The organism is Terrimonas pollutisoli (assembly GCF_029360765.1).
GTDB lineage: Bacteria > Bacteroidota > Bacteroidia > Chitinophagales > Chitinophagaceae > Terrimonas_B > Terrimonas_B pollutisoli.
The window spans coordinates 159,723-184,275 of record NZ_JARKNA010000004.1; the positions used below are offsets into that span (position 1 = coordinate 159,723).

General features: G+C 40.3%; 23 protein-coding genes and 1 tRNA gene. 13 read left to right on the top strand and 11 right to left on the bottom strand.

Annotation, left to right across the window (positions count from 1 at the left end):
* Positions 1–120: 120 nt before the first annotated feature.
* On the bottom strand, positions 121–852 hold the full coding sequence (locus P2W73_RS09275; protein WP_276501744.1) for an FkbM family methyltransferase: 732 nt from the start codon (positions 850–852) through the stop codon (positions 121–123).
* 49 nt (positions 853–901) lie between these two features.
* Between P2W73_RS09275 and P2W73_RS09280 the strand changes: the two genes are divergently transcribed.
* From P2W73_RS09280 to P2W73_RS09290, 3 genes are read left to right on the top strand one after another with little or no spacing between them, the layout of a single operon-like run.
* Positions 902–1,882 (top strand): FkbM family methyltransferase, encoded by a 981-nt coding sequence (locus P2W73_RS09280; RefSeq protein ID WP_276501745.1) that lies wholly within the window; start codon positions 902–904, stop codon positions 1,880–1,882.
* A gap of 9 nt (positions 1,883–1,891) precedes the next feature.
* Positions 1,892–2,758 (top strand): glycosyltransferase family 2 protein, encoded by an 867-nt coding sequence (locus P2W73_RS09285; RefSeq protein ID WP_276501746.1) that lies wholly within the window; start codon positions 1,892–1,894, stop codon positions 2,756–2,758.
* Positions 2,755–3,717, top strand: coding sequence for a hypothetical protein (locus P2W73_RS09290; protein WP_276501747.1), 963 nt, complete (start codon positions 2,755–2,757; stop codon positions 3,715–3,717). Before P2W73_RS09285 ends, P2W73_RS09290 begins: the two co-directional genes overlap by 4 nt.
* A gap of 11 nt (positions 3,718–3,728) precedes the next feature.
* Here P2W73_RS09290 and P2W73_RS09295 read toward each other — a convergent pair whose 3' ends face one another.
* The 3 genes from P2W73_RS09295 to P2W73_RS09305 are packed head-to-tail and all read right to left on the bottom strand — an operon-like array spanning position 3,729 to position 8,121.
* The gene (locus P2W73_RS09295; protein WP_276501748.1) at positions 3,729–4,514 is read right to left on the bottom strand and encodes a glycosyltransferase; all 786 of its coding nucleotides are present in this window, start codon (positions 4,512–4,514) and stop codon (positions 3,729–3,731) included.
* Positions 4,511–5,641, bottom strand: coding sequence for a glycosyltransferase family 4 protein (locus P2W73_RS09300; protein ID WP_276501749.1), 1,131 nt, complete (start codon positions 5,639–5,641; stop codon positions 4,511–4,513). The genes P2W73_RS09295 and P2W73_RS09300 overlap by 4 nt, the downstream gene beginning before the upstream one ends.
* A complete protein-coding gene (locus P2W73_RS09305; RefSeq protein WP_276501750.1) occupies positions 5,638–8,121 on the bottom strand; it encodes a YfhO family protein in 2,484 nt (827 codons plus the stop codon). Before P2W73_RS09305 ends, P2W73_RS09300 begins: the two co-directional genes overlap by 4 nt.
* Positions 8,122–8,379: 258 nt before the next feature.
* Here P2W73_RS09305 and P2W73_RS09310 point away from each other — a divergent pair, with 258 nt between their 5' ends.
* Both P2W73_RS09310 and P2W73_RS09315 read left to right on the top strand, forming a co-directional pair.
* The gene (locus tag P2W73_RS09310) at positions 8,380–8,682 is read left to right on the top strand and encodes a hypothetical protein (RefSeq protein WP_276501751.1); all 303 of its coding nucleotides are present in this window, start codon (positions 8,380–8,382) and stop codon (positions 8,680–8,682) included.
* Positions 8,657–9,457 (top strand): queuosine precursor transporter, encoded by an 801-nt coding sequence (locus P2W73_RS09315; protein ID WP_276501752.1) that lies wholly within the window; start codon positions 8,657–8,659, stop codon positions 9,455–9,457. The genes P2W73_RS09310 and P2W73_RS09315 overlap by 26 nt, the downstream gene beginning before the upstream one ends.
* 1 nt (position 9,458) lies before the next feature.
* On the opposite strand, the gene P2W73_RS09320 is transcribed toward P2W73_RS09315, so the two are convergent.
* From P2W73_RS09320 to P2W73_RS09345, 6 genes are all read right to left on the bottom strand, one after another.
* Positions 9,459–9,923 carry an NUDIX domain-containing protein gene (locus P2W73_RS09320; RefSeq protein WP_276501753.1) on the bottom strand — a complete coding sequence of 155 codons (465 nt, stop codon included), beginning with the start codon at positions 9,921–9,923 and terminating at the stop codon, positions 9,459–9,461.
* Between the two features lie 5 nt (positions 9,924–9,928).
* Positions 9,929–10,867, bottom strand: a complete 939-nt coding sequence (locus tag P2W73_RS09325) for a magnesium transporter CorA family protein (protein WP_276501754.1) — start codon at positions 10,865–10,867, stop codon at positions 9,929–9,931.
* A 349-nt stretch (positions 10,868–11,216) separates the two neighbouring features.
* Positions 11,217–11,753: a DinB family protein gene (locus P2W73_RS09330; RefSeq protein ID WP_276501755.1), complete on the bottom strand. Its 537-nt coding sequence runs from the start codon at positions 11,751–11,753 to the stop codon at positions 11,217–11,219.
* An 89-nt stretch (positions 11,754–11,842) separates the two neighbouring features.
* Positions 11,843–12,628, bottom strand: coding sequence for a diaminopimelate epimerase (gene dapF / locus P2W73_RS09335; RefSeq protein ID WP_276501756.1), 786 nt, complete (start codon positions 12,626–12,628; stop codon positions 11,843–11,845).
* A 481-nt stretch (positions 12,629–13,109) separates the two neighbouring features.
* Positions 13,110–13,328, bottom strand: a complete 219-nt coding sequence (locus tag P2W73_RS09340; RefSeq protein WP_276501757.1) for a four helix bundle protein — start codon at positions 13,326–13,328, stop codon at positions 13,110–13,112.
* Between the two features lie 91 nt (positions 13,329–13,419).
* Positions 13,420–14,301, bottom strand: coding sequence for a nucleoside phosphorylase (locus tag P2W73_RS09345; RefSeq protein WP_276501758.1), 882 nt, complete (start codon positions 14,299–14,301; stop codon positions 13,420–13,422).
* Positions 14,302–14,379: 78 nt separating this feature from the next.
* Between P2W73_RS09345 and P2W73_RS09350 the strand changes: the two genes are divergently transcribed.
* The 6 genes from P2W73_RS09350 to P2W73_RS09375 all read left to right on the top strand — a co-directional run bounded on the left by P2W73_RS09350 (position 14,380) and on the right by P2W73_RS09375 (position 21,923).
* A tRNA-Cys gene (locus tag P2W73_RS09350) sits at positions 14,380–14,450 on the top strand.
* 268 nt (positions 14,451–14,718) lie between these two features.
* Positions 14,719–16,365, top strand: a complete 1,647-nt coding sequence (locus tag P2W73_RS09355) for a type I restriction-modification system subunit M (protein WP_276501759.1) — start codon at positions 14,719–14,721, stop codon at positions 16,363–16,365.
* Positions 16,352–16,768, top strand: coding sequence for a nucleotidyltransferase substrate binding protein (locus P2W73_RS09360; protein WP_276501760.1), 417 nt, complete (start codon positions 16,352–16,354; stop codon positions 16,766–16,768). Before P2W73_RS09355 ends, P2W73_RS09360 begins: the two co-directional genes overlap by 14 nt.
* Before the next feature lie 7 nt (positions 16,769–16,775).
* Positions 16,776–18,173 carry a restriction endonuclease subunit S gene (locus P2W73_RS09365; protein WP_276501761.1) on the top strand — a complete coding sequence of 466 codons (1,398 nt, stop codon included), beginning with the start codon at positions 16,776–16,778 and terminating at the stop codon, positions 18,171–18,173.
* A gap of 95 nt (positions 18,174–18,268) precedes the next feature.
* On the top strand, positions 18,269–18,688 hold the full coding sequence (locus P2W73_RS09370) for a GxxExxY protein (protein WP_276501762.1): 420 nt from the start codon (positions 18,269–18,271) through the stop codon (positions 18,686–18,688).
* A gap of 10 nt (positions 18,689–18,698) precedes the next feature.
* Complete coding sequence (locus P2W73_RS09375) at positions 18,699–21,923, top strand: type I restriction endonuclease subunit R (RefSeq protein ID WP_276501763.1); 3,225 nt, start codon at positions 18,699–18,701, stop codon at positions 21,921–21,923.
* A gap of 213 nt (positions 21,924–22,136) precedes the next feature.
* Here P2W73_RS09375 and P2W73_RS09380 read toward each other — a convergent pair whose 3' ends face one another.
* On the bottom strand, positions 22,137–22,580 hold the full coding sequence (locus P2W73_RS09380; RefSeq protein WP_276501764.1) for a septal ring lytic transglycosylase RlpA family protein: 444 nt from the start codon (positions 22,578–22,580) through the stop codon (positions 22,137–22,139).
* 842 nt (positions 22,581–23,422) lie between these two features.
* Between P2W73_RS09380 and P2W73_RS09385 the strand changes: the two genes are divergently transcribed.
* The gene (locus tag P2W73_RS09385; RefSeq protein WP_276501765.1) at positions 23,423–23,548 is read left to right on the top strand and encodes a hypothetical protein; all 126 of its coding nucleotides are present in this window, start codon (positions 23,423–23,425) and stop codon (positions 23,546–23,548) included.
* A 12-nt stretch (positions 23,549–23,560) separates the two neighbouring features.
* Positions 23,561–23,938, top strand: coding sequence for a hypothetical protein (locus P2W73_RS09390; protein WP_276501766.1), 378 nt, complete (start codon positions 23,561–23,563; stop codon positions 23,936–23,938).
* Positions 23,939–24,553: the final 615 nt, after the last annotated feature.

A 24,553-nucleotide genomic window follows, 5' to 3' on the forward strand; every position in this document is an offset into this window, starting at 1 on the left:
ACTCCATGATTGCCACCGGAAGCAAAAATCTATATTAAACCCAAAATATATCGGTAAACGAAACGTAAATATTCTAAATGGGTTCAACGATGAGACTTAGATGGCTGTCGCGGTAAACCTTCATAGAATCCGTCGAACGAATTCCTGTTTGATAAAGATAGCATCTGCAAAAAGTGGAATGCCCGAGGTTCTTGAATGTTCCTGTTCGGCAAAGCCCATAAATTTGAACCCGTTGTTTGTAAAATGTTTGTAAATGTCATCAAAGAGCCATTGACTTTCATAGAAAGGCTCAAAAATAGTTTCAATAATAAGAGCGGAAGCTGCTGCAAAGGTTTTCTCACCTCCTGCTATTACTTTTTCTTCGTAACCTTGAACATCCAGTTTTATCAGCAAGTTATTTTTTAGATTATAATCGAGAAGAACATTATCAAGTCGTTTTAATGCGACGGTTTCTTTTCCAACAAAGACCGCTTCAGGAAAAGATGTCTTATGAAGCTCCTTCATCTCTAAAAAAGATGAACTGGCCAGGTTGTTACTAATGTTGATTTCCGTGCTCCCTTCCTCATTGCTCAGGGCAATATTGAATGCCGTAACGTCAGCATTAGCGGCTATAATCTTGTTGAAACAGGAGGGGATAGGTTCAAACGCAAATATTTTTGCCCCCGGGAGAACCTTTTTTATCCTTTTTATGAATTGCCCTTCGTTGGCGCCAATATCAATAACAGTTTGAATGTTCAATTTTTCAAGCCAGTTTGGTCCCGTTGATGGCGGAATTAAATTGTCTATAGGTGAAATGGTATAGCCTAGCGCATGAAGTAATTTACTTATCGGCCGGCTGATTATTTTAAGCATATATCTTTACCTTGCTTTCTTACAGCGACGAAGATAATATTAAAAAAACATGAAAAAGTTTTTAAAACCGCTTACTTCCTGGTGGCGCTTAAGCAAAAGAATCGGGAATAAGAGATTGGCTTATCAATTATTGCCGGAAGTATACACACCTCTTTTGACATCCGAAACAACTGAGAATGATAATGCAATAATATTTGAGAAATATGCCAAGCGATTTACAAAAAAGCAGCTCGCATTGTTTGGTAACCACGGGGAGTTGCTGATAAAATTTATTAAAGCACCTGGAATATCGTTTATCGAAGCAAATGATAAAAGGGAAACGGTGGTTATCGGGAATAGTGAAAAAAAAGTACAGCTGTTTGTGAATGATTATGATAATCTGAGAGTCGTCGAAGAAATATTTATTGACAGGCTATACGATGTAATGATGCCGGGAGAATATGTAGTTTGTGATGTTGGGATGAACGTGGCCGCTGCCAGCCTGTATTTTGCCGGTATGAGTAATATCAGCAAGGTGTATGGATTCGAGCCGTTTAAAGATACTTTTGACATGGCTAGGGAAAACATCAATTTAAATGCAGAGCTTTCGCCGAAACTGGAAGTTCATAATTATGGATTGGGTAAAAAAGATGAGTCGCTTCTGGTGCCTTGCCCTACCGGAGGGGCTTTGGGTGGAAGTACCACTGCTTCTTTTATAGAAAAAACACCAGGTGCAGATAAAGAAAAATTAGTGATGGTTGAAATAAAGGATATTGCAGCTATAGTTGATCAGATTAAAAACAGCCATCCGGAGGCGGGAATTATCATGAAACTGGATTGTGAAGGTGCGGAATATGAAATAATGGAAAGGTTGGATGAAACAGGGTTGGTGAAAAAGGTTGACATTTTTATGATTGAATACCATTTTAAAGGGAAAAGACCCTTACAGGATATTTTATCGGCTAATCGTTTCCTGGTATTGTCACCCGGCGACGATTCACTAAATGAATACGGAATGTTATATGCGATAAATCCAAAAGTTCAGCAGTAGAGGACAACTATGAAAGCTCCTTTTTTTTCCATTGTAATTGCTACATTCAATGCAGAACAAACGCTTGAGAAAACACTCCGGAGTATAATCAACCAGCGATTTAAAGACTTTGAACTGCTGATCATTGACGGCCGGTCAACGGATCAAACAATGCATATTCTAAGACAATTCAGTGCCGGTGACAGCAGGATCAAAATTCTTTCTGAGCCCGATGCGGGTGTTTATGATGCGTTGAATAAAGGAATCAGGCTTGCGGAAGGACAATGGTTGTACTTTTTAGGGGCAGATGATTTTTTTTATGCCGACGATGTACTGGAGAAATTGCAAATAGTAATGAAGAATACGACCGCTTCAATCGTTTATGGCAATGTGTGGTATGAGCAATATGGGAGATTTTATGATGGAAAATTTACTATTTCAAAACTGTTGACAAGAAATATTTGTCACCAGGCTGTTTTTTATAAATCCGGGGTTTTTGCTGAAATCGGTATTTACAATCTTTTGTATAAAACAGAAGCGGATTATGATTTCAATCTTCGTTGTTGGTTGAGGGGTGCTCGTACCCAATTTGTGCCGGTGACGATTGCTTTTTACACTTCGGGCGGATTAAGTGGAAGCAGCAGGGATAGTGCGTTGGTGGATGATTATCCGTACATCGCAAGTGCTTATTTATTGAATGGCAATCTTAGTAAGATTTCAATCATTGCTAACCTGGCTCATTTGTTCCGGAAAATACTGTTGAGGTATCCATTCAAAAAAATGAGAACGGTCATTTGGAGGGGCGGACATTATGCAAAAAAAATAATCGCTTGTTTTTGGATGCTGTTAACTTTGCCATTCTATTTCCTGATTTCCATTATTCACCGTCAAGAATGAAAAAAATAGTATTTACAATTTGTTCCAATAATTATCTGGCGCAGGCATCACTTTTAGCTGAGTCCTTTATCCGGGAAAATCCTGATTTTGATTTTTATATCGGTTTGGTAGATGTTATTCTTCCTGATATCAAATATCCCGCTGCGGATAATCTGTATATATTGCCCTGTGACAAGGTGGTACCGGCAGAACAATTGAGCGAGATGGTGAAAGTGTATAAAATAGTAGAGCTTAATACAAGTGTGAAGCCATTTTATATCAGTTATTTTTTTGCTAATAATAATGAGTGCAAAGTTATTTACCTCGACCCGGATATATACGTGTATAACTCATTTAACGAGGTCATCAATTTGCTGGATGTACATGATTTTGTGATTACACCCCATATACTTTCTCCTATTCCTTTGGATGATCAATTTCCGCAGGAGCGGGTGTTTGTGAAGTATGGCATATATAATCTTGGTTTTATTGCCTTAAGGAAAGGTGAGCAAAGTATTTCTTTTGTGAACTGGTGGAAGGAGAGATTGGCAGTTCTTTGCTATTCCGAGACACAGATGGGTATTTTTGTGGATCAGTCATGGGTTGGATTTTTGCCTGTATATTATAAGAATGTACATATTTCTGACCATCCTGGAATGAATGCGGCATTTTGGAACTTACACGAAAGGTATTATCAGGTAATTGATAACAGGTTTTATGTTAATAAGGTCCACCCGCTAATTTTTTTTCACTTTAGTTCTTTCAATTTAAATGACATAAATTCATTAGCCAGGAATGGAACGAGGTACACATTGAAAGACAGGCCGGATTTAAAAAAGCTTTTTGAAGATTATGGAGCTAATTTTCGAAATGCAAAGAAAATGTATAATTCCAATGTGGAGTGTTTTTATACAAAAAGAACATTTATACAAAGAGCAGTTTATTATTGGAACCGGTACAAAATAAGAAAGTCGATGTAAGAGCAAAGTGCTCACATATTTTCCAGCTTTAGCTTTGTTTTTAGATTAAATAACCATTTTCCCACTTGTGATTTCAATAACAGGTGCAGAATTTTAAGACGTAGCTGCCATATATCTATCTTAAGCGAATAATCAAAATACCGTAAGTAAACTGCTTTGGTTTGTTTCAGCGAAAGCAGATATTGAGTGGCACTGACTCCTGCGGGGGCCATCACAACAAAAGGTTGGGGTATAAATTGAAATTTTTCCTTATAAATGCGGCAAAGAAAATCATAATCCATTGCAATGGATAAACCCGGATCATAAAGACCCTGTCTGTCATGCAATTCCTTTTTTACAAACATGGTTTGATGGCAAATGCTACGCATACCACGATATAGCTTATCCTTTTCAAATGGCTTGCCAATAATGATCCACTTGCCACCTCTCATTATTTGATATTTTGCGTGTAGCCATTGCAGGGAAATGTCGTTCGAAAAGACGGTCGATGCCATCTTTAATACGTTGTTATCAACATACGTGTCCCCGGAATTAAGCATGTTTACAATCGTACCGGTCGCCCGCAAAATACCCTTATTAAACGCATCACCTATTCCACTGTCTTTTTCGCTGATCCATTTTCGGTAGGCTGGCAGCTCATGATTTTGCAGATAGTTACGGATATCGTTATTGGTTGAGCCATCAATGATCCAATGCTCATAAGGCGGGGTATCCTGGATATCAACGGACTTGCAGGTTATAATAAGGTCTTCCAGGTTGTTAAAGCAAATCGTTATGATGGAGATAGTAGGATTCACAGGTTTGTTTTAATAATGTCGGAAGCTTGTCTCGCTATATTGTCCCAATAAAAATGATTAAAAAAGTCCATAGGAATACGATCTTCTACACTTTCGGCGGCAGCAATAATATTTTTACAAAACGCTTTACTATCGTAGTCAGGAACTATTCTCAATTTGTTGCCGGTGATGGCTGCCGGTACCCCGATGGCGCCGTTGACGAAAGAAACAGCGGAGCAGCCTGCAGCTAATGCTTCTACCAGTTTTGTTTTGATACCGCCTCCATCGGTGACGGGATTTATAAAAATATCGGCAGCTTTAAAATAAGTATCAATTTCATTGACAAAACCAGCATAGACAATATTGCGATCCCTGTAGTCTTTTAGCTCATTGTATTCAGGTGAAAGCAGGGGGCCGCAAATAATAATAGTATAGCGTATGTCCTTTTGCTGCAGTAGCATCGGGTTTATATGCTTAAGTATATAATCTAACCCTTTTTTATTAGGCAGATAGTTCAGGGCCCCATTGAATAACAAAAGATAATTGTCGCCGGCAATGCCCAATTGCTTGCATATCTCTTTTTTGGCTGCTTTTTTTTCTTCAATAGAAGGCGGTGCGTTTTTTTCTGAACCATATGTTATCACCGCACACTTTTCTTTGGGTATGCCAAAGTTTTTTACTCCATGGAGTAAATCCTCTTCAGTGATAAAAAAGTTGAAATCTGCATTTTTATGAACAGTACGTTCATACCAGGTCATTATCCGCCACCACCATTTGCCGGTCGACCGGAAGCGAAGCCCCTCGATATTGTGGGAATGTATAATGAGCTTCACGCCTGTAGTTATTTTCAACAAAATCGCCAACCATCCGTAGTATGGCTGCTCCATCAGCAGGTGAGTGATTTTCTCTTTTCGAAATTCGCTTTTGAGTTTGAAAAAGTAAGCAGGGTTTATATAACGCAGGTTGTGTGTGCCAAGGATCTTTTTTACTATAAATGGTTCATGGCTTTGCTCGCTATTGTTTTTAGTGGTATAACAAATCACATCGCAATGCCGTGAAAAATACTTAAGGAAAAAATAAATTGCTTTTTGCCCCCCCATTTTGGCCGGCATTACACGATAAGGCACCAAAGACGCAATGCGTATCATTTTGCCCGTCTTTTTTTAACCCCCGTCCACCATGACATAAAAAATCCCAACACAATTAGCAGCAAAATAAAATAAGAGGCGATATAACAAATTCTCATTGCCTTTTTATACATCTCCGATTCAAACACAAATTTGATAGTGTGTTTGCCGGCAGGGACGGAGAGGCCCCGCAATACATAATTGGTTTTTACATAATCAACTTTCTTGCCGTCAATATAAGCGTTCCATCCATCCGGGTAATATACTTCACTAAATACAGCAAACTGGGGTGTTTGTGCATTGGAGGAATACTCCATTGTATCATTATCGAATTTTGTGAGGGCAATAGTGGCAGCCGAATCAAAAGACGGCTGCGCTGCATGAGCGGAAAATGCCTGCTGAACAATGGCTGTGTCTTTTAAATCTGTCTTTCCAATTGTTTGTATTTCCTCTACATCATCTTTTACAAACCGGATATGTTTTACAAACCAGCTGTTCCCATAAGCATTAGGATTAGGTATCAGCGTTTGCTGACCGTTTTGTGGATTTTGAGCGATAACATATTTTGCATTTAGCATGTTGAGCACCTGCGGGTTGGGATTACCATACAGGTATCGTTCAATGATATCCTGGTAAATCCTGAGTTTTGCAGGATGATATCCCCCGATAGCTTTATGAAAGGCGGAAACCCGGAAATCACTTGCACTAAATCTATCCGGCCCTGCATTGTAAACCCGGTAGGATAGATCTTTATCTGCCAGTATTTGTTCGTCTATCGGTGTTTTAGTAAAGTTTTCTGCCTGTTGCTCATCTTTAGACTGATAGTTGTTTTCATTTAAATAGTCTTTGTCTATCACTAATAAATCAGCTATCGTTACTACGGTAAGAATAACTGCAATGCTAAAAGGTTTTAAAATGCTCTTTACATAGACCCAAAATAACCCCAATAGTAATACTGCAAAAATAATCGTACGCAATACCTGTCCGCCAAACATGGCACTGCGGTCGGCTTTCAGGCCGGCAATGGTGGTTCTCGAAATTTCATCATCAGCACCCATGCTTTTTAAACGCTGAATCATAAAATCATCAATTGGCGAACTATAGTCCATGGCTATATAAACCAGGCCGGTTAAAACAACAAGGCCGCCAAGTGTATAGAGTATTTTTTTGAAGTTTGCTTTGACGTATTCACGGCTGTTTTCGGTAAAGAATAAATGGTGAACGGCCAGTACTGCCATCACCGGTAAAGTGAGCTGCGCCATCACCAGTGACATAGAAGGCGCCCTGAACTTATTGTACATCGGGAGGTTCTCAAAAAGAAAAACATTGAACCCCGGAAAAAATTTACCCCATGACATCAGGATGGATAAAACGGATGCTGCCAGCAAGCCCCATCGAAGCGGATGCTTTACCAGTACAAAACCGAGTAAAGCCAATAAGCAAACAATGACGCCGATATATGCAGGGCCGCTGGTGCTTTCAAGTCCTCCCCAATACCTGGGCAACGCACTTGCTACCTGTGCTGCTGAATTTTCAGGCAATCCTTTAGCGGTTAACTTCCTGATGACATTTGAATTTTCATCAAGAGGGTTGGCGCTGCTGCCGCCAAAAGCATTTGGCATCAGCATGACCAATGGCTCTGCTTTCGAAAAGCTATATTGAAAAGCATAGGAAGTGTCAAGCCCTGAAGTCTTTTTCACTTTTACACTGTCACCTTCAATATTTATATTTTGACCACCACGTATGGTATGTTTGGCATAGCTGGAGCCGATCAAAAAAGAGAATGAATTAGCCGCTACACCTGCTACTGCGGCAATCGCTGTTATGCCAAATCCTATTGCTATATGTTTCCATTCTTTTCTTTTTATCCAGGTAGCCAGGTATCCCAGCGTGACACAGCCGGCTACAAGAAAAAAATAAAAATTGATCTGTGGATGATTGGCAAGTATTTCCATATAGGTGCCAAGGGTGGCAATGGCCAGGCCCAGCCAATACCTTTTTTCAAAAATGAGAATGAGGCCGGTTAGCAACAGGGGCATATATACAATCGCTGATATCTTGGTCATATGACCAGCGCTAAGGATAACGGGATTGTATGTTGAAAAAGCATAAGCTAATGCGCCGAAAATACCAACCACGGGTTTCATCCCGAGGGCCAGGCAGAGTATATAAAAAAATACGGCTGCCAGGAAGAAGTAATGAATAGGATCAGGCAGTCCTAATGAAAAAATTTTATTGAGATCAGGTAAGATACTTTTTCCTTCCACTGCAATCTGGTAATTCGGCATGCCACTAAATACATTGGAGTTCCACAAAGGAAAATGTCCATGTTTTTCTTTATAATCAAACGCATTTTGTGCGACGCCTTTCCAGCCTAACACATCATGCTGGTTGAGCACATTGCCATCTAATACAGGTTTGCAAAAGAAAACGGAAACAACTAAGAAAATAAGTACAGCGATTACATGCGGAACTATTTTTTTTACCAGGTCGTTTTTCATTCGTATATTTTTTATTCTATTTTGCCCGAATGGAACCTTTGATGACAAAAATTTTCATTTCCCTGTGTAATAAAAATGAAAATTTTGTCATGTCGGTTTCATTGATAATTTTTTTAATCTTCCCGGGTCAGTCATCGTTTATGGAAAACCGGGCAGGAACATTCGTTGGCTTTGTTTTAAAAGAAAGCCCCGCAAAATTAGCCCGGGGCATTCAGTTTCAGGCTGACAAAATAATGCTATTTTAGACGAAAATCACCGATGGGTTGGCTATTATTTTTGTCAAGACTGGCTTTTATCTGCGGGTTATGTTTCCTTGCTTCCCTGGCATTCCTGGTGCGAAGAGAAGGGAATACCGAAGTAGTTTCTTCCACTATTATCACTATTGGATTTGTGATGGGTTTGTTAATTGTTCCGGCAACCCTTGTTTGCTATTTGATCGTGCTGGTCAGAAAAAAACAAATCCCGGTTCCTCTTTGGCTGATCATTGCCAACATCGTGTTCCTTTTTATTTTAATGCTTTATATAATTTTCATCAATGTTGAAGGCAATTATCCATCATAAGCCCACCCGGTTATTTTTGATATTAAGCGGTTTTTTTGTTGCTAATGCCCTGATCGCAGAGATCATTGGGGTAAAAATTTTTTCGTTGGAGAAAACACTGGGTTTTGCTCCCTTAAATATTCACTTGTTCGGAAACGATCTTTCGGTGAATCTCACAGCCGGTGTTTTACTCTGGCCGGTAGTTTTCATCATGACGGATATCATTAATGAATATTATGGGATGAAAGGAGTGAGGTTTTTATCCTGGCTGACAGCGGGCCTGATTGCCTTTGCTTTCCTTGTTTTTTATGGCGCCATGAAATTGACACCGGCAGATTTTTTCATTACCAGCAAACAGGGTAGTGGCGTGCCCGATATGGAAAAGGCTTATAACAGTGTGCTGGGCCAGGGCGGTTTTATCATCATCGGATCGTTGACTGCTTTTATCCTGGGCCAGTTAATTGATGTGTTCGTGTTTCATAAAATAAAAAAAGCGACCGGTGAAAAAAATATCTGGCTTCGGGCAACCGGGTCAACCTTAATCTCGCAATTCATCGACAGTTTTGTGGTATTGTTTATCGCTTTCTACGTTGGTACCAGGGTAAATCGAAGTGGTAATGATTTTGTATGGCCGTTTAATTTATTTATCGCGGTTGGGGTCGTGAACTACATTTATAAATTTACAGTGGCGATCCTGTTGACCCCGGTTATTTATCTTGTTCATAGCCTGATTGAAAAATATCTCGGGCCTGAACAAGCCACCGCCATGAAGAAGGCCGCAATGGGTGATGAATAGATTAGTTCCTTTCTTTTATAAGTGCGGCGACTACTTTATCAATGGGTAGTGTGACACTTTCTGCAGAAAAGTCATCCCATTCAATCAGGCGGAAAGTTTCTGTTTCTCCTTTTTCGTTATAAACCGACAATTGCTTTTCATCAAAATCAAAAACTTTGTCCCGCAGCGGAACTTTGATTGCTTCCAATGCTTTTACATGATAGTAAATGGAGACGATCTGGTGACTGGGATTGAACGCAGACATCTGGTAGAAATCGGTAGTATAAAGGTGCTCACCCACTTCTACTTCAAGATCCATTTCTTCTTTGAACTCCCGTTTCAGGCAATCTCTCGTGCCTTCACCAAACTCTAAGCCGCCACCGGGAAATTTTGTATAATAGTTGCCACGGATATATTCATCACTTACCAGCACTTGTTTTTTTTCATTAACCAGGAGTCCATATACCCTGATAGTAAATATTGACATACGAATTAAAATATTTTTCTTCGGAAAAAAAGCCAGCCAATCGTTAAGGCTATAATTAAGGATACAAATACGACAATATAAAATGCATACGGCGAATGTTCAAAACCACTGCGAACATTCATGCCAAAAATACTTGCTATCAAAACAGGGAAAGTCAATACGATAGTAATAACCGCCAGTCTTTTTAAGACCTGGTTTTGATTGTTGGCGATAATGCTGGCAAAAGCATCCAGCGTACTCGTAAGCATGGTAGCATAAATATTCGCCATTTCAAGAGCCTGCGAATTGTCTACGGTAAGATCGGCAAGAAACTCTTTCTCATCTTCATTCAGCCCAAGAAAATTGGTTCTTTCCAATTTTATAAACAAGAGCTCGTTGGAACGTAAGGCTGTCACAAAATAGGTCAGGCTTTTTTGAATGCGCATCAGTTGCAGCAGGTGTTCGTTCCGGCTGGCATCATACAATTTTTGTTCCAGGATGTTGCGGCGTTGATTGATCTCTTTCAGTGTATCGAGAAAGTTTTGAACTATTTTTTCAAACACTTTCAGCACAATCATATTCCTTTTATCGGCATCCCTGTTTTGAAACGTGTTCAGGAATTTCTTGATCGCTGCGTTTTCAAAAGAGTTGACCGTTACCGTATGATTATGCGTAAGAATGATACAAATAGGGATTGTGATATAATAGGCATCACTCTCATTAAATGAATTATTCTCAGTGGGCGTTTTTATCACAATGAGCCGTACATTATCCTCTTTTTCAAACCGGCTTCTTTCATCAATATCCAGCGAGTCGGTCAAAAAGTCAAGGGGTATTTCCAATTGGGAGGATAGTTCAGAAAATTCTTCCTGCTTCAACGGCGGCAATACATTAATCCATGCACCATCTTCCGGCTTATCTATTTCAACCGTCTGGTGATTAATATTTTTAAAATATTTTATCATAAAACGGCGTAAAGGTAGGGGGAAACGATGAAGTGAGGAGGGGTGGGGGATGGCTAGTAGCTAGTGGGGCATGGGGAAAGGGAAGTGGCAAGTGGGCCGTGGTTAGAGGGGAATGGGGAGGTGGTCAAGGCAGCTTCACATGACTGTTCGGGCGGAGGAGTGTACGTTGTCCCTCCCGATAGTCATCGGGACGGGGGAAGCGCTTTGACCATGATGAAATTTCAATTGGGGGTGGATCATGAAATCCTCAATATAATTCAACACTGAGCAGGAGGTCAGTGAATGTTATTCTTTTCACTTTTATCTTTTCGCTTTTCACTTTCACCCCTCATACATCTTATTGCTGATTTCATTCCCCGCCTCTTTCTTTAATAATGTTCAGGTGATGTTGGGTATGATAAATGGTGAAATAGCATAATTCCCGCAACGTTATTTTACCCAGCAGGGGATGAGGGGCAAGGAACTGATCCAACTGGTCGTCACGATAATTTTTCTGTATGCTGCTGATAAGCCTGTTCATCGTTCTTGAAAAATCATTCAGCATATTCTCTTTCCCGGTTTGCGGGTTGATGGTTTTAGGAATATAAATGCCAGAAGCTTTGCCGCCCTGCTGTAATTTTAATTTGTATTTATTTACCAACTCATCATAACTACGGGAAGAGCGGTTGGGCCTGCCTGTATAGAGTCTCACAATGAATTTGGGTAGTATAAATGCCAACCGGGTCGTGGTTGCCGAAATAACAAGGTGCTTTACATTTTGCGCAATCGACCACTTAGTTGAAGGTTGGTGGAAAAAAGAATCATCATGAATTGATGCGCAAAAACTAATGAACTCATCTGAGCAGGACCGTAAGTCTTTAATTATTTCCTCTTTCGACAAGCTCATTGCTAGCCACCCTATGTTTTTATAATAATGAATAGCCACCCACTCGCCACACCCCACTCGCCATTCCCACTTCCCATTCCCCATTCAACCTATTTCACCTGTACAGAGCCTTCAAACACTCTTTCCGCGGGTCCGCACAACCAGATATTAGCATACTTTTCATCATCCAGCCGATCATACTCGATCGTTAAACTGCCGCCCAGTGTTTTAACTTCTACATCGTTAAAACCATTTTCATTGTGATAGCAAACCAGCGCCGCAGCAGTAACACCCGTACCGCAAGAGTAGGTTTCATCTTCCACGCCTCTTTCATAGGTGCGAACGATGATCTTATCATCACCAGCCTGTTCTACAAAATTTACATTGATGCCTTCCTGTTCAAAGTCCTTGCTATAGCGGATATCCCTTCCTTTCTTGTAAACATCCATGTCCATCACGTCGTTTACCAGTTTCACATAGTGTGGTGAACCGGTATTTAACACAAAATCACCATGCACTTTGCGGATCGTATCCACATCTTTCATTTTCAGCGACACGATGCCATCGACATCTATCTCTGCCTCATGTTCGCCATCAACCGCTATGAACTTATACTCGTTGCGGTGAATGCCGAGGTGGTAAGCAAATTTGATAATGCAACGGCCGCCATTACCACACATGCTGCCTTCACGGCCGTCCGAATTATAATACTTCATTTCGAAATCATAACCATTTTTCTCATTAAGCATCATAAACCCATCGGCGCCGATGCCCATTCGACGGTCACACAACCAACGGATTTGGTACTCTCTTAACGAAGAATATTTGTTGTCACGGTTATCGACAATAACAAAATCGTTTCCCGTTCCCTGGTATTTATAAAATTCGATTTGCATAGGAAATCATTACTTTATTCTTAAACTAAATATTGGGCGAAAATATTCCATCAACTCTATAATTTATTTCTCAACAGCAGTTTTCTGTTTTGGGACACTTCCAGCGCCTCTTTTTTTTCGAAATCTCCCTACGGAGGAAAGTCCTCCACCTACCGGGGGAGGATTTAGGAGGGGGCCGAAAAGCAGCGCCTCCCGTTGCTCCGCATAGCACGATAAACAATCTTCGCCCTTCCACTTCGAATAAGTGGGCGGCTTTCAACCTTTCGGAGTGCTTGTGCGCTGGCCCGCCCCGATAGCGATCGGGGCTTGACTTTTTTTGTTACTTCTGAGCCAAGTCGAAGAATTGCGTCAAAGCCTGTCCCGATAAGTCGGGAGCAAAAAGTAAATAAAAAATACAATAACAAGAACTGGTTTCAAAAAGCATCGGAGCTTATCATCGCAATCAAGTAAATGCGTACCCATTTCCTCAAGAAGCTCCTGACTAATTCATATACATATAAAAACGTTTTTTTTCTTTTTTTGATATCCGTGATGCCCCTTCTGCGATATTGCTGGAAACAGAAATGGCCGACCTTCGCACCTGGGAGATCAAAACAAATTGTTCTTCTTTCGGAAACTGCCTGGTCGCTTTATACACTTCCCTTACAAGATTCAACGAAAATCGATAAACTTCCAAGTTCTTATGAGATAAATTCAGCATAGTTGATAGGTTTAATTTATGTAATTTGAATCAGTCCCATTCTTCTCCAACTCCCCAATTCCCAAACCCACTCGCCATTCCCCACTCCCCACTAGCCTATACTTTTCGAAAAAATCTCCATAAACCTCACTATCAACTTCTCCACCGCCGCTTTCCCGTCTTTTGAAAACTCCTGTTTGATCCGGTTGGCGACGATGGCATTAATCGCCAGGCAATTATGCCCTAGCAATTTTCCTAATCCATAGATCGCCGAAGTTTCCATTTCAAAATTCGTGATGCGATGCTGACCAAAACGAAAATCCGTCAACCGGTTGATCAGGTTCGGGTTGCGGATTCCTAATCGTAAGATCCGTCCCTGCGGTCCATAAAAACCGGGGCAGGTCACCGTGATGCCCTGGTGAAAATCTTTTACAAAATGTTTGATCAGGGAAGCCGCCGCATGGCTGATATAAGGGTAACTCATCTGGCCGTGCAGTTGTGTATGTGTAACAAAAGATTGCAGCAATTGTTGTTCTTCGTCATTTTGCTCATGGCGGTAAAAGTTCAGCAGGTTGTCCACTCCCAGGCCATGGGTGGCGGCTACAAAACTATCTACCGGGATATCCGCCTGCAAGGAGCCCGAAGTGCCGATGCGGATAATATTCAGCGGCGTGAGTTGGTTTTTAATCTGCCGGGTTTCAAAATCAATATTGACCAGTGCATCCAGTTCGTTGATGACGATATCGATATTGTCCGGGCCGATACCGGACGACAGGACCGTCAGTCTTTTCTTACCCACATAGCCGGTATGGCTGATAAACTCCCGGTGTTGCCGGATGATTTCCACCGAGTCAAAATGTTTACTCACTTCCCGCACCCGGTCGGGATCACCCACCGTCACCACGGTACCGGCAATTTCTTCGGGGCGGAGATCGAGGTGGTACACGGCTCCGCGGGGGTTAATAATGAGTTCGGACTCAGCAATGCGGCTCATGACTAATTTTTAAGATGACAGAATCAATCAATTATCAAAAATATCCTATTTTCGCAGCGCATCAAAAAATGCTGTAATGGTCCTTTGGCCGAGTGGCTAGGCAGAGCTCTGCAAAAGCTCGTACAGCGGTTCGAATCCGCTAGGGACCTCGGAAGAAGTCATTCTGAATAATCAGGATGACTTTCTTATTTCTAACTAGATAGGCTGATTAATAAGGGTCCTTTGGTCAGCTATCGGCCTCCGAAGCTTAAACGACACATCAATATTGGCAGATATTTTTCATTTTAGTTTCTTAATCAGTCGTAAAAAATAATACCAAGCCATTTACTCAATCATCACTATCGTTTCTATCGTACACTATCCGTTTCGTTAAATCTACTTCCCTTTTCTTATTTTGTGCTCGAACAAAATTTAGGTATGGTGAAAGGAAAAAAGGAAAAGAATGAAGGACAACTAGAAAAGAAACTCTGGAAGGCCGCTGATAAACTTCGCAAGAACATGGATGCTGCGGAGTATAAACATGTGGTGTTGGGATTGATTTTTCTCAAATATATATCTGATGCATTTGAAGAGCTGCATCAAAAACTGCTAAAGGGTGAAGGAGAATATGAAGGGGCCAATCCCGAAGATAAAAATGAATATACAGCCGAAAAGGTGTTTTATGTTCCGCCATCTTCCCGGTGGACATGGATACAAGGCCAGGCTGCATTACCAACCATCGGCAAAGACATTGATGATGCAATGGATGCCATTGAAAAAGACAATCCATCTTTGAGAGGCGTGTTGCCCAAAGTGTATGCCCAGGAAAAACTGGATAAAGCAAGTTTGGGTGGATTAGTAAACCTTGTAGGCAGTGCAGCTTTAGGAACTAAGGAAGCCCAAAGCAAAGATGTGCTCGGCAGGGTATTCGAATATTTTTTAGGTGAGTTTGCACTTGCCGAAGGAAAGAAAGGCGGACAGTTCTATACTCCCGAAAGTGTAGTGAAATTGTTGGTAGAAATGCTCGAACCTTATGAAGGCCGTGTATTTGATCCCTGCTGCGGCAGCGGCGGCATGTTTGTACAAAGCGAAAAATTTATTGAACATCACCAGGATCATTACAAAAAAAAGAATGGAAAGAAGTTATCATTAAATCCTGCAGATCATATATCCATTTACGGACAGGAAAGCAACCAGACCACATGGCGCTTATGCAAAATGAATCTCGCTATCCGGGGTATTGATAGTAGCAATGTAAAGTGGAATAACGAAGGAAGTTTTTTGAATGATGCCCATAAAGATCTGAAAGCTGATTTCATCATGGCTAATCCGCCGTTTAATGATAGCGACTGGAGCGGTGAATTGTTGCGGGATGATGGAAGATGGAGTGTGTTGGGAGAAAGATTGGCGCCGCCGGCCGGCAATGCCAACTATGCATGGATCATGCATTTTATTTATCACATGGCGCCAACAGGTAAAGCTGGCTTTGTGCTTTCAAAAGGTTCGCTCACTTCGCAAACCAATAATGAAGGAGAAATAAGAAAAGCCCTGATTGAAAAGGACCTGGTAGACTGTATTGTAAACTTGCCTACCAAGCTTTTTCTGAATACACAAATACCAGCTTGCCTATGGTTTCTTACAAGAAATAAAGACAACGGATACTTCAGGGAAAGAAAAGGTGAGATACTCTTTATTGATGCCAGAAACAAAGGCGAATTAATAAATCGTAAAAACAGGGTATTAACAGACAAGGATTATTATAGGGAAAAGGGCATTGACAAAACCGGTGATGTAGAAGAAATTGCGGCTGTTTATCATAGCTGGAGAAACGTAAACGGCGGCTACAAAGACATACAGGGCTTTTGCAAAAGCGAAACCATTGAGAAAGTAAAAGCATTAAATTATGTATTGACGCCCGGCCGCTATGTAGGACTGCCCGACGAAGAAGATGATTTCAATTTTGCTGAACGTTTTATTGCGCTGAAGGCAGAGTTGGAAAAACAGATGGCTGAAGAAACCGAATTGAATGAACGGATAAAAACAAAGCTTGCTAAAATAAATATTGACGTTAATGCCACCCAATAGAGACATTCGCTGGATACAGCGTTTCAATAATTATAAAAAAGCATTGGCGAGACTGAATGAAGCAGCAGACATCGGTTTGTTTGATATGAACGACCTTGAGATGAACGGGCTGATACAGCGGTTTGAGTTTACATTTGAACTGGCCTGGAAAACTCTCAGGGATTTGATGCGTTATAATGGAAATAGCCTTCCAGAAGTGGTTGCCACGGTAATAGAAGCTGCCATTGAAGAAGGGTGGATTACCGATGCAGAAAACTGGAGAAGAATGAGGGTATCGAGAAATAAAACATCTCATACTTATGATGAGCAAACGGCCAATGAGATTGCCACCGATACCATAGAAGTTTTTCTCCCCTTATTTATACAATTAGAAACAAGGCTGGAAGTAGAACGCCTTAGCTGATATACCTATGCAGTTTGGATTGGATGAAAATATTATAGAACAAATACAGAAAGTATTTGAAAGCAACCCCAAAGTGGATGAAGTGCTGGTATTTGGCAGCAGGGCCAAAGGCAATTACCGGCCAGACTCTGACATAGACCTTGCCGTGAAGGGGCGAAATATTTCTTTTGATGATATTACCGGATTGAGTGTGCAATTAGACCAACTGAACCTCCCTTATAAAATTGATTTGATTAATTATGCCACTGTGACTGATAAAGATGTGCTTGAGCATATTGATAGAGTTGGGATTGTTTTTTATCAGCGATGGAAAAAACTGAAACTGGTTGATCTATTAAGATTTGGAAATGGAAAAGTCAGACCAGGATCTGAAGGAAAGATACCAGTATATGGCGGTAACGGGATTTTAGGATATACCGATGAATCAAATTATGATGATGAAACAATTATAATTGGCAGGGTTGGGGCTTATTGTGGATCGGTTTATTATAACAAAGGTCCTGTTTGGGTTTCAGATAATGCTTTAGCTGCTAAACCCAAAAATGGTTTTTCTGCAAAATTCCTTTATTACTTTTTGAGGCATCTGGATTTAAATCAGTTTGCTGAAGGTTCTAGCCATCCTTTGGTGACACAGTCATTACTTAATTCCATAGATGTTGCAGTAACTGATAATCCAAAAGAACAAATCACCATAGCCTCTATTCTCCGCAGCCTCGATGATAAAATAGATTTACTGCATCGCCAAAACAAAACCTTAGAACAATTAGCTGAAACGCTTTTCAGGCAGTGGTTTGTGGAAGAGGCGGGGACAGATTCTGACACCATTAAAATTTCCGATGTGGCAGATATTAATAGCAAGAATATTTCTAATGGTTATCCATACTCTGAAATAGAATATTTGGATACGGGTTCAATTACACAAGGTGTAATTTCCGGTTTTCAAATGTATAATTTATCTGATGCTCCTAGCAGAGCCCAAAGAATAGTTAAAGAAAACGATATTGTATATTCTTTAGTTAGACCAATACAAAGGCATTATGGACTACTTCATAATATTAAACCAAACACTATAGTATCTACAGGATTTTGTGTTATAACTTGTAGAAATATTAATCCATATTTTATTTATTTACTGCTAACAAGAGATGAAACAATAGATTATTTTGATTCAGTTGCTGAAGGCTCAACAAGTGCATATCCTTCTCTAAAACCTTCAGATATTTCAAATTTTGAGTTTCCAAAACCCCCTGAAGAAAAACTAACGGCATTTTCAAATTTTGTTACGGAAACTTGGAATAAAATCAAAGCAAATCAAAAGCAAATCAAAACCCTCACCCAACTTCGGGATACATTATTGCCCAAGCTGATGAGTGGAGAAGTACGGGTCGAAATGTCTGAACTGTGATTTTTATGATTAAATGATTGCCGTGATACTTGTTATATGTAAGAATCATTTAATCACAAAAATCAGATAAATCATAGTTCAGACAGTTTAATGATATGATAAAGGAACAATATAAATATTCTGAACTGACAGCCAAAGTAATCGGCTGTGCTTTGACTGTTCACAAAACACTTGGTAACGGTTTCCAGGAAGTCATTTATCAAAGAGCTCTTGAGATTGAAATGCGGTTGGCAGATATTTCTTTTTCCCGGGAACATGATATGCCAATCTATTACCGCCAGCAACAGATAGGCACACGGAGGGTTGATTTTCTGACAGAAGGAGTTGTTTCTGTCGAATTGAAAGCTATTACTAAACTGGAAGATGTTCATCTTGCGCAAGCTATTAACTATCTTGAAGCCTATAATCTTGAAATTGGATTATTAATCAACTTCGGTGAAACGAGCCTGAATTTTAAAAGACTAACGAATAAAAAGTTTAAATCACCGGAATCACAAAAATCAATCAAATCATAGTTCAGACAAAGTGAAACCCATCACCGAATCAAATATAGAAATCTTTGCCATTGAAACCCTTCAATCACTGGGCTGGGAATATGTTCCTGGTCTTTCCATTGCTCCCGGCGCCGAAAACCAGGAAAGAGAAAGCTTTGAACAAATAATATTGGTGGAAAGGTTGAGAAAAGCTGTTGGAGTATTGAATCCTCTTATCCCGGAGTATGCAAGAGAACAAGCGGTACAAAAAGTGCTTCGCATTTACTCACCTGATATAATCCATAGCAACGAAACTTTTCACGAATACCTGGTAGAAAAAGTAAAGATTCCCTACCAGCAGGATGGTTTCGAACGCAGTTATGAAGTAGCGCTGATAGATTTTGAAAACGCTTTCAATAATCAGTTCCTTGTAGTAAATCAATATACCATTGTTGAAAATCACCAAAACAAGCGGCCCGATCTGTTACTGTTCATCAATGGTATTCCGCTGATTGTTGCCGAACTGAAGAATGCAACAGATGAAAATGCCACTATCGAAAAAGCGTATGATCAGTTAAGAACCTATAAGGCAACCATCTCCTCATTGTTTACCTACAATACATTTTGCGTTATATCGGATGGCCATGTTGCCAAAGCCGGCACTTTGTCTGCTGGTATCAGCCGCTATATGGTATGGAAAAGCGCCGATGGTGTTAAAGATGCTTCACGTTTCCGTCCTCAACTGGAAACGTTGCTGGTGGGCATGCTCAACCATGCTACAGTACTTGACTTAATTCGCAACTTTATTGTATTTGAAAAAACAAAAAGAGAGGATCCCAAAACAGGACTTACACAAATTGTTACTGAAAAAAAGCTCGCTGCCTATCATCAATATTTTGCCGTTAACAGGGCGGTGGAAAGTACCGTTCAGGCTTCAGGGGAAAAAGGAAATAAAAAAGGTGGCGTGGTTTGGCATACTCAAGGCTCCGGTAAAAGCCTAAGCATGTTATTTTATGCCGGCAAGCTCATTACATCACCTGAAATGCAAAACCCAACCATTCTTGTCATTACCGACCGCAATGATTTGGATGAGCAGTTGTTTGGTGTTTTTGCAGCATCACGCCAATTGCTAAGACAAGACCCTGTGCAGGCCGAAAGCAGAACCCATCTGAAAGAACTATTGAAAGTATCCAGCGGCGGCATTGTATTTACCACTATTCAAAAATTTTTGCCGGAAGAAGGAAAAGCGGAGTATGATCGTCTTTCAGAAAGAAAAAACATTGTAGTAATTGCCGATGAAGCGCATCGTACCCAATATGGCTTTGAAGCGGTGATGAAAGAGGTAAAGGACAAAGAGACAAAAGAAGTGATAGGCCAGCGTATTGCTTATGGTCTTGCTAAATACATGCGGGATGCGTTGCCCAATGCTACATATATCGGTTTTACAGGCACGCCCATTGAAAGTACCGATGTAAATACGCCACAGGTATTCGGCCAGTACATAGACATTTATGATATTTCGCAAGCGGTGAATGATGGTGCTACCGTAAAGATTTATTATGAAAGCCGTTTGGCAAAAGTCTATTTAAACGAAGAAGGGAAAAGACTGATTGAAGAATTTGATAAAGAACTGGAGCAGGAAGAACTGACGGAGAAACAAAAAGCAAAAGCCAAATGGAGCAAACTGGAAGCCATCATTGGCCATCCTGAACGATTAAAAAACCTGGCGAAAGATATAGTTGCTCATTTTGAAGCGAGGCAAACGGTATTTATTGGTAAGGCCATGATTGTAACCATGAGCCGCCGCATCGCCGTTGAATTATATAGGGAGATTATTGCTCTCCGTCCCGAATGGCATCATGATGATTTGAGTAAAGGAATGATCAAAGTAGTAATGACAGCTAGCAGTTCCGATGGTCCTGAGATGGAAAAACATCATACTACTAAAGAAGAAAGAAACACACTTGCCGACAGGATGAAGGATGAAGCAGATGAACTGAAACTGGTAATCGTTCGGGATATGTGGCTTACCGGTTTTGATGCTCCTTGCTTAAAAACTTTATACATTGATAAACCTATGCATGGCCATAATCTGATGCAGGCTATTGCACGGGTGAATAGGATTTTTAAAGATGTAAAGGGCGGATTGGTAGTGGACTATCTCGGCATTGCTACTGATTTAAAAAAAGCATTGTCTTTTTATTCAGATGCGGGTGGTAAAGGATTTCCAACAGAGAATATTGATAAGGCTATTGAAGTAATGAAAGAGAAGATTGAAATAGTGCAGCAAATGTTTAATGAAGATAGCGAGACCCGCAGCGATATTTTAATGGAAGAACCCGAAGCGTATTACAGCAACAGCTTCAGGTTTAACTACCGCAGATTTTTCAAAGCCGATGCTAACGAAAAATTATCCATCATATTACAAGCAGAAGAACATATTCTGGGGTTGCCACAGGGCAAAGAAAGATTTATCAATGAAACCACTTTGCTAAGCCAGGCATTTGCATTGGCTATACCCGATGAAGAAGCTATGAAGATAAAAGATGAAATAGCTTTCTTCCAGGCAGTAAAAGCAAGACTGGTAAAGTTTGAAGGAACTGGCGCCGGCAAATCGGATATAGAAATAGAAACGGCAATAAAACAAATGGTAGATGAGGCCATTGCCAGTGATAAAGTGATAGACATTTTTGATGCAGCAGGAATAAAGAAACCTGATATTTCTATTTTATCAGATGAGTTTTTGATGGAAGTAAAAGGATTGAAGCATCAGAACCTTGCATTGGAACTGCTGAAGAGAATTTTGAATGATGAAATAAAATCCAGAACAAAAACCAATCTTGTAAAAAGCAAGGCATTGCTCGAAATGCTCGAAAGAGCAATTAAAAAATACCAGAACAACTTATTGACCACAGCCGAAATCATCCAGGAATTAATAAATCTTGCTAAAGATGTGAGGGAAGCAGACAAGGAAGGAGAAAAACTCGGGCTTTCAACAGATGAAGTAGCTTTTTATAATGCTCTTGAAACAAATGATAGCGCCGTTAAAGTATTAGGCGACGAAACATTAAAAGATATAGCAAGAGAGATAGCGGATAAAGTAAGAGCCAATGCTACTATAGACTGGACAATAAGAGAAAGTGCAAGAGCTAAGTTGATGGTGTTGGTGAGAAGAACATTAACAAAGTATGGCTATCCACCCGATAAGCAACCAAAAGCTATTGAAACTGTGATGAAGCAGGCGGAAGCAATGGCAAATTATTGGACAAATGAATAGATATGAAAGTTTCAGCCCATTGCCTTGGTGTGTCCGTAAGAAAGGAAAGCCCCGGTGTCGCTCCACGCACCGGAACTATGATTTGATTATATTGGTGCGTGAAGACACGCACCAAGGCAGCGAACACCCGCCACGGCGTAAACTTCTTTTACTTAACTGTTTGATAATAGTTATTCTCCTGTTAACATCGGATCTCTTCCGATGCGGCATGACTTATTTTATCCCCGCATAGTCTTCCTTTTCCTTGAGTTTTGGCTTTTTTTTGCCGAGCCATTCCACTTTTACCTGTGTGAGACCATGACCGGTGTATTTGAGTTGTTTGGCTGCCGCAAGGCTAAGATCGATCAGCCTTTTGTTTTTGTGATGCATACGGTCGTTGATGCGCAGGATCACCGATTTTTTGTTTCTTGTATTGGTAACTTTTACCCAGCTATTGAGGGGTAGGGTATTGCAGGCAGCCGTCATTTTTTGCTGGCTGAAAACTTCACCATTAGCCGTTTTCTTGTTTTCAAATTTATTGTGGTAATAACTGGCAACACCATATTGTACAGCAGATGCCTTTTTATTTTTTCCAATGGCCACGCTGTCGGGTAGTGTTTGACAACAAGCCCAGGCAGGAATAGCCAATAAAAAAAGAAGCCATACATGTTTGTTCATAAAGTAGGATTTTGCTGTTGCAAAAAAGTCGATCATGCATCACCGTTCTATACACCACTCAAGTATAGAATCAAAGTAGCGCATTCTGTTCGCATTCGGTAAAACAATGGATTGAAATTGTTGTAAAACCTGCAACAGCTGGGGATTTTACGATCGCTGGTTGCAGCGAATACTATAAACTCCTTCGCCTGCGCTAGTGTCCGTAATGACTAAACGCATGTTGCATGTAGTTTGAACATGTACCGGTTTCTCGATTATTTCTTTCGGTTACGCAGACTCCGTTTACTTTCTTTTTCTTAAAAAAAAGAAAGTAACAAAGAAAATTCAAGGCCAATTTTATGCGGTACATTTCCTTATGTCAAAATTTCCACTGCAGAATTGGCCGATGAGAACAACATGAAATTTGAAAAACCTATAGAAACAAGACTCCGCTGCGTGCTATAAGTAGCCGCCGGAGGCGGCTGTGTTTTTCGCTTGCAGTCTCTTAAAATTAGGCGACCAATAAATCGGCGAAAAACAAGGCGCTGGAATATTCCCTATACCGGTCTATTAGAGCAAAAACCTAAGGGAGAGATTTGGGTAAGGATTAGCTGCCGGTAGGTATGTATGGCAGATGCAGCCCTTAATACATTCTCTCTGCTTTGGTGTGTGTCCGTAAGAAAAGAAAGCCCCGGTGTCGCTCCACGCACCGGAACTATGATTTGATTATATTGGTGCGTGAAGACACGCACCAAGGGCGGATACCAATTTCATCGCCTAACTACTCAAAAGTGTTAAGCATTTCCATTGGCACCTTGTGTTATTCAACAACAAATTGAAAACATTTTAAACATATTAGAACTATGAAATTAACACATACTGGAGTATATCATTCAGGACAATCCGTTTCGTTTTCAGCGCAGGAGCGTTTTCATAGCTATGATCAGCAGGCGATATCGTATGACACGAGCCGGAATCCTCAACAATAGGTAGCTTTGAAAATGGCGGAAGATATATTTAAGCATAAACGAAAATCATATATTGAGATTGGCGAAGTATTTTTTTGGACAGCTACCATCAATCAATGGCAAAAGCTTTTATGGGAGGATAATTATAAAGATGTTATTCTTAGTTCTTTCGAATATCTGACCAACGAAGGAAAAATTGATGTGTTTGCTTTTGTCCTTATGCCAAACCATATTCATGTCATATGGCGGACAAAAGAATTGAATGGAAAAGAAACGGCACAGGGTTCTTTTTTGAAATATACTGCTCATGAATTCAGAAGGATGCTGTTAAAAGAAGGCGGCGAAAAATTAGCATTATATAAAGTGGATGCTGAAACAAGAAACATGAATTTTGGCAAAGGGATTCATTAGCTATTCATCTTTATAGCCGGGAAGTAGCCTTTCAAAAGTTGAAGTATATTCATAACAACCCTTTGGCGGAGCACTGGCAACTGGCTAAACATCCATGTGATTATAAATATTCTTCGGCGAGGTATTATGAACTAAATGAGAAAAATTTTTCTTTCCTGAAAGATTTGTGGGAAGTGTTTTAGCATGACTGGTTCGTGAGACACGAACCAGGGCACAGCAGGAAGGCAATTGGTAATTAATCCATCAACATCTATAAGAGTAATCAATTAAATGACTTTAGTGAATATCATAATAGTTGAAAAATTCTCCAAACTTCACATACATCTCAATCGCAATTAATAATATTAAACAACTAACTTTCCTGCAGGAATAAATTTTACTAACAACAATCTCCAGCGCTTACCTATGACTGAGTATGCCGCGGATATAAAAGTCCTACCTCTAAAAACAATTCGGAAAAAGAGCATCCTGCCAGCGATAAAAACACCGGCCCATCCTGTTCCTGTCATTGATCATCAAAAAAAATTGAACAAATCAAAGAAAGACAAATGAAAGGAAAAACCCCTTGATAAATGAATCATGCCTGGGCAATCCGATGGCTATCTAAAATGTCCC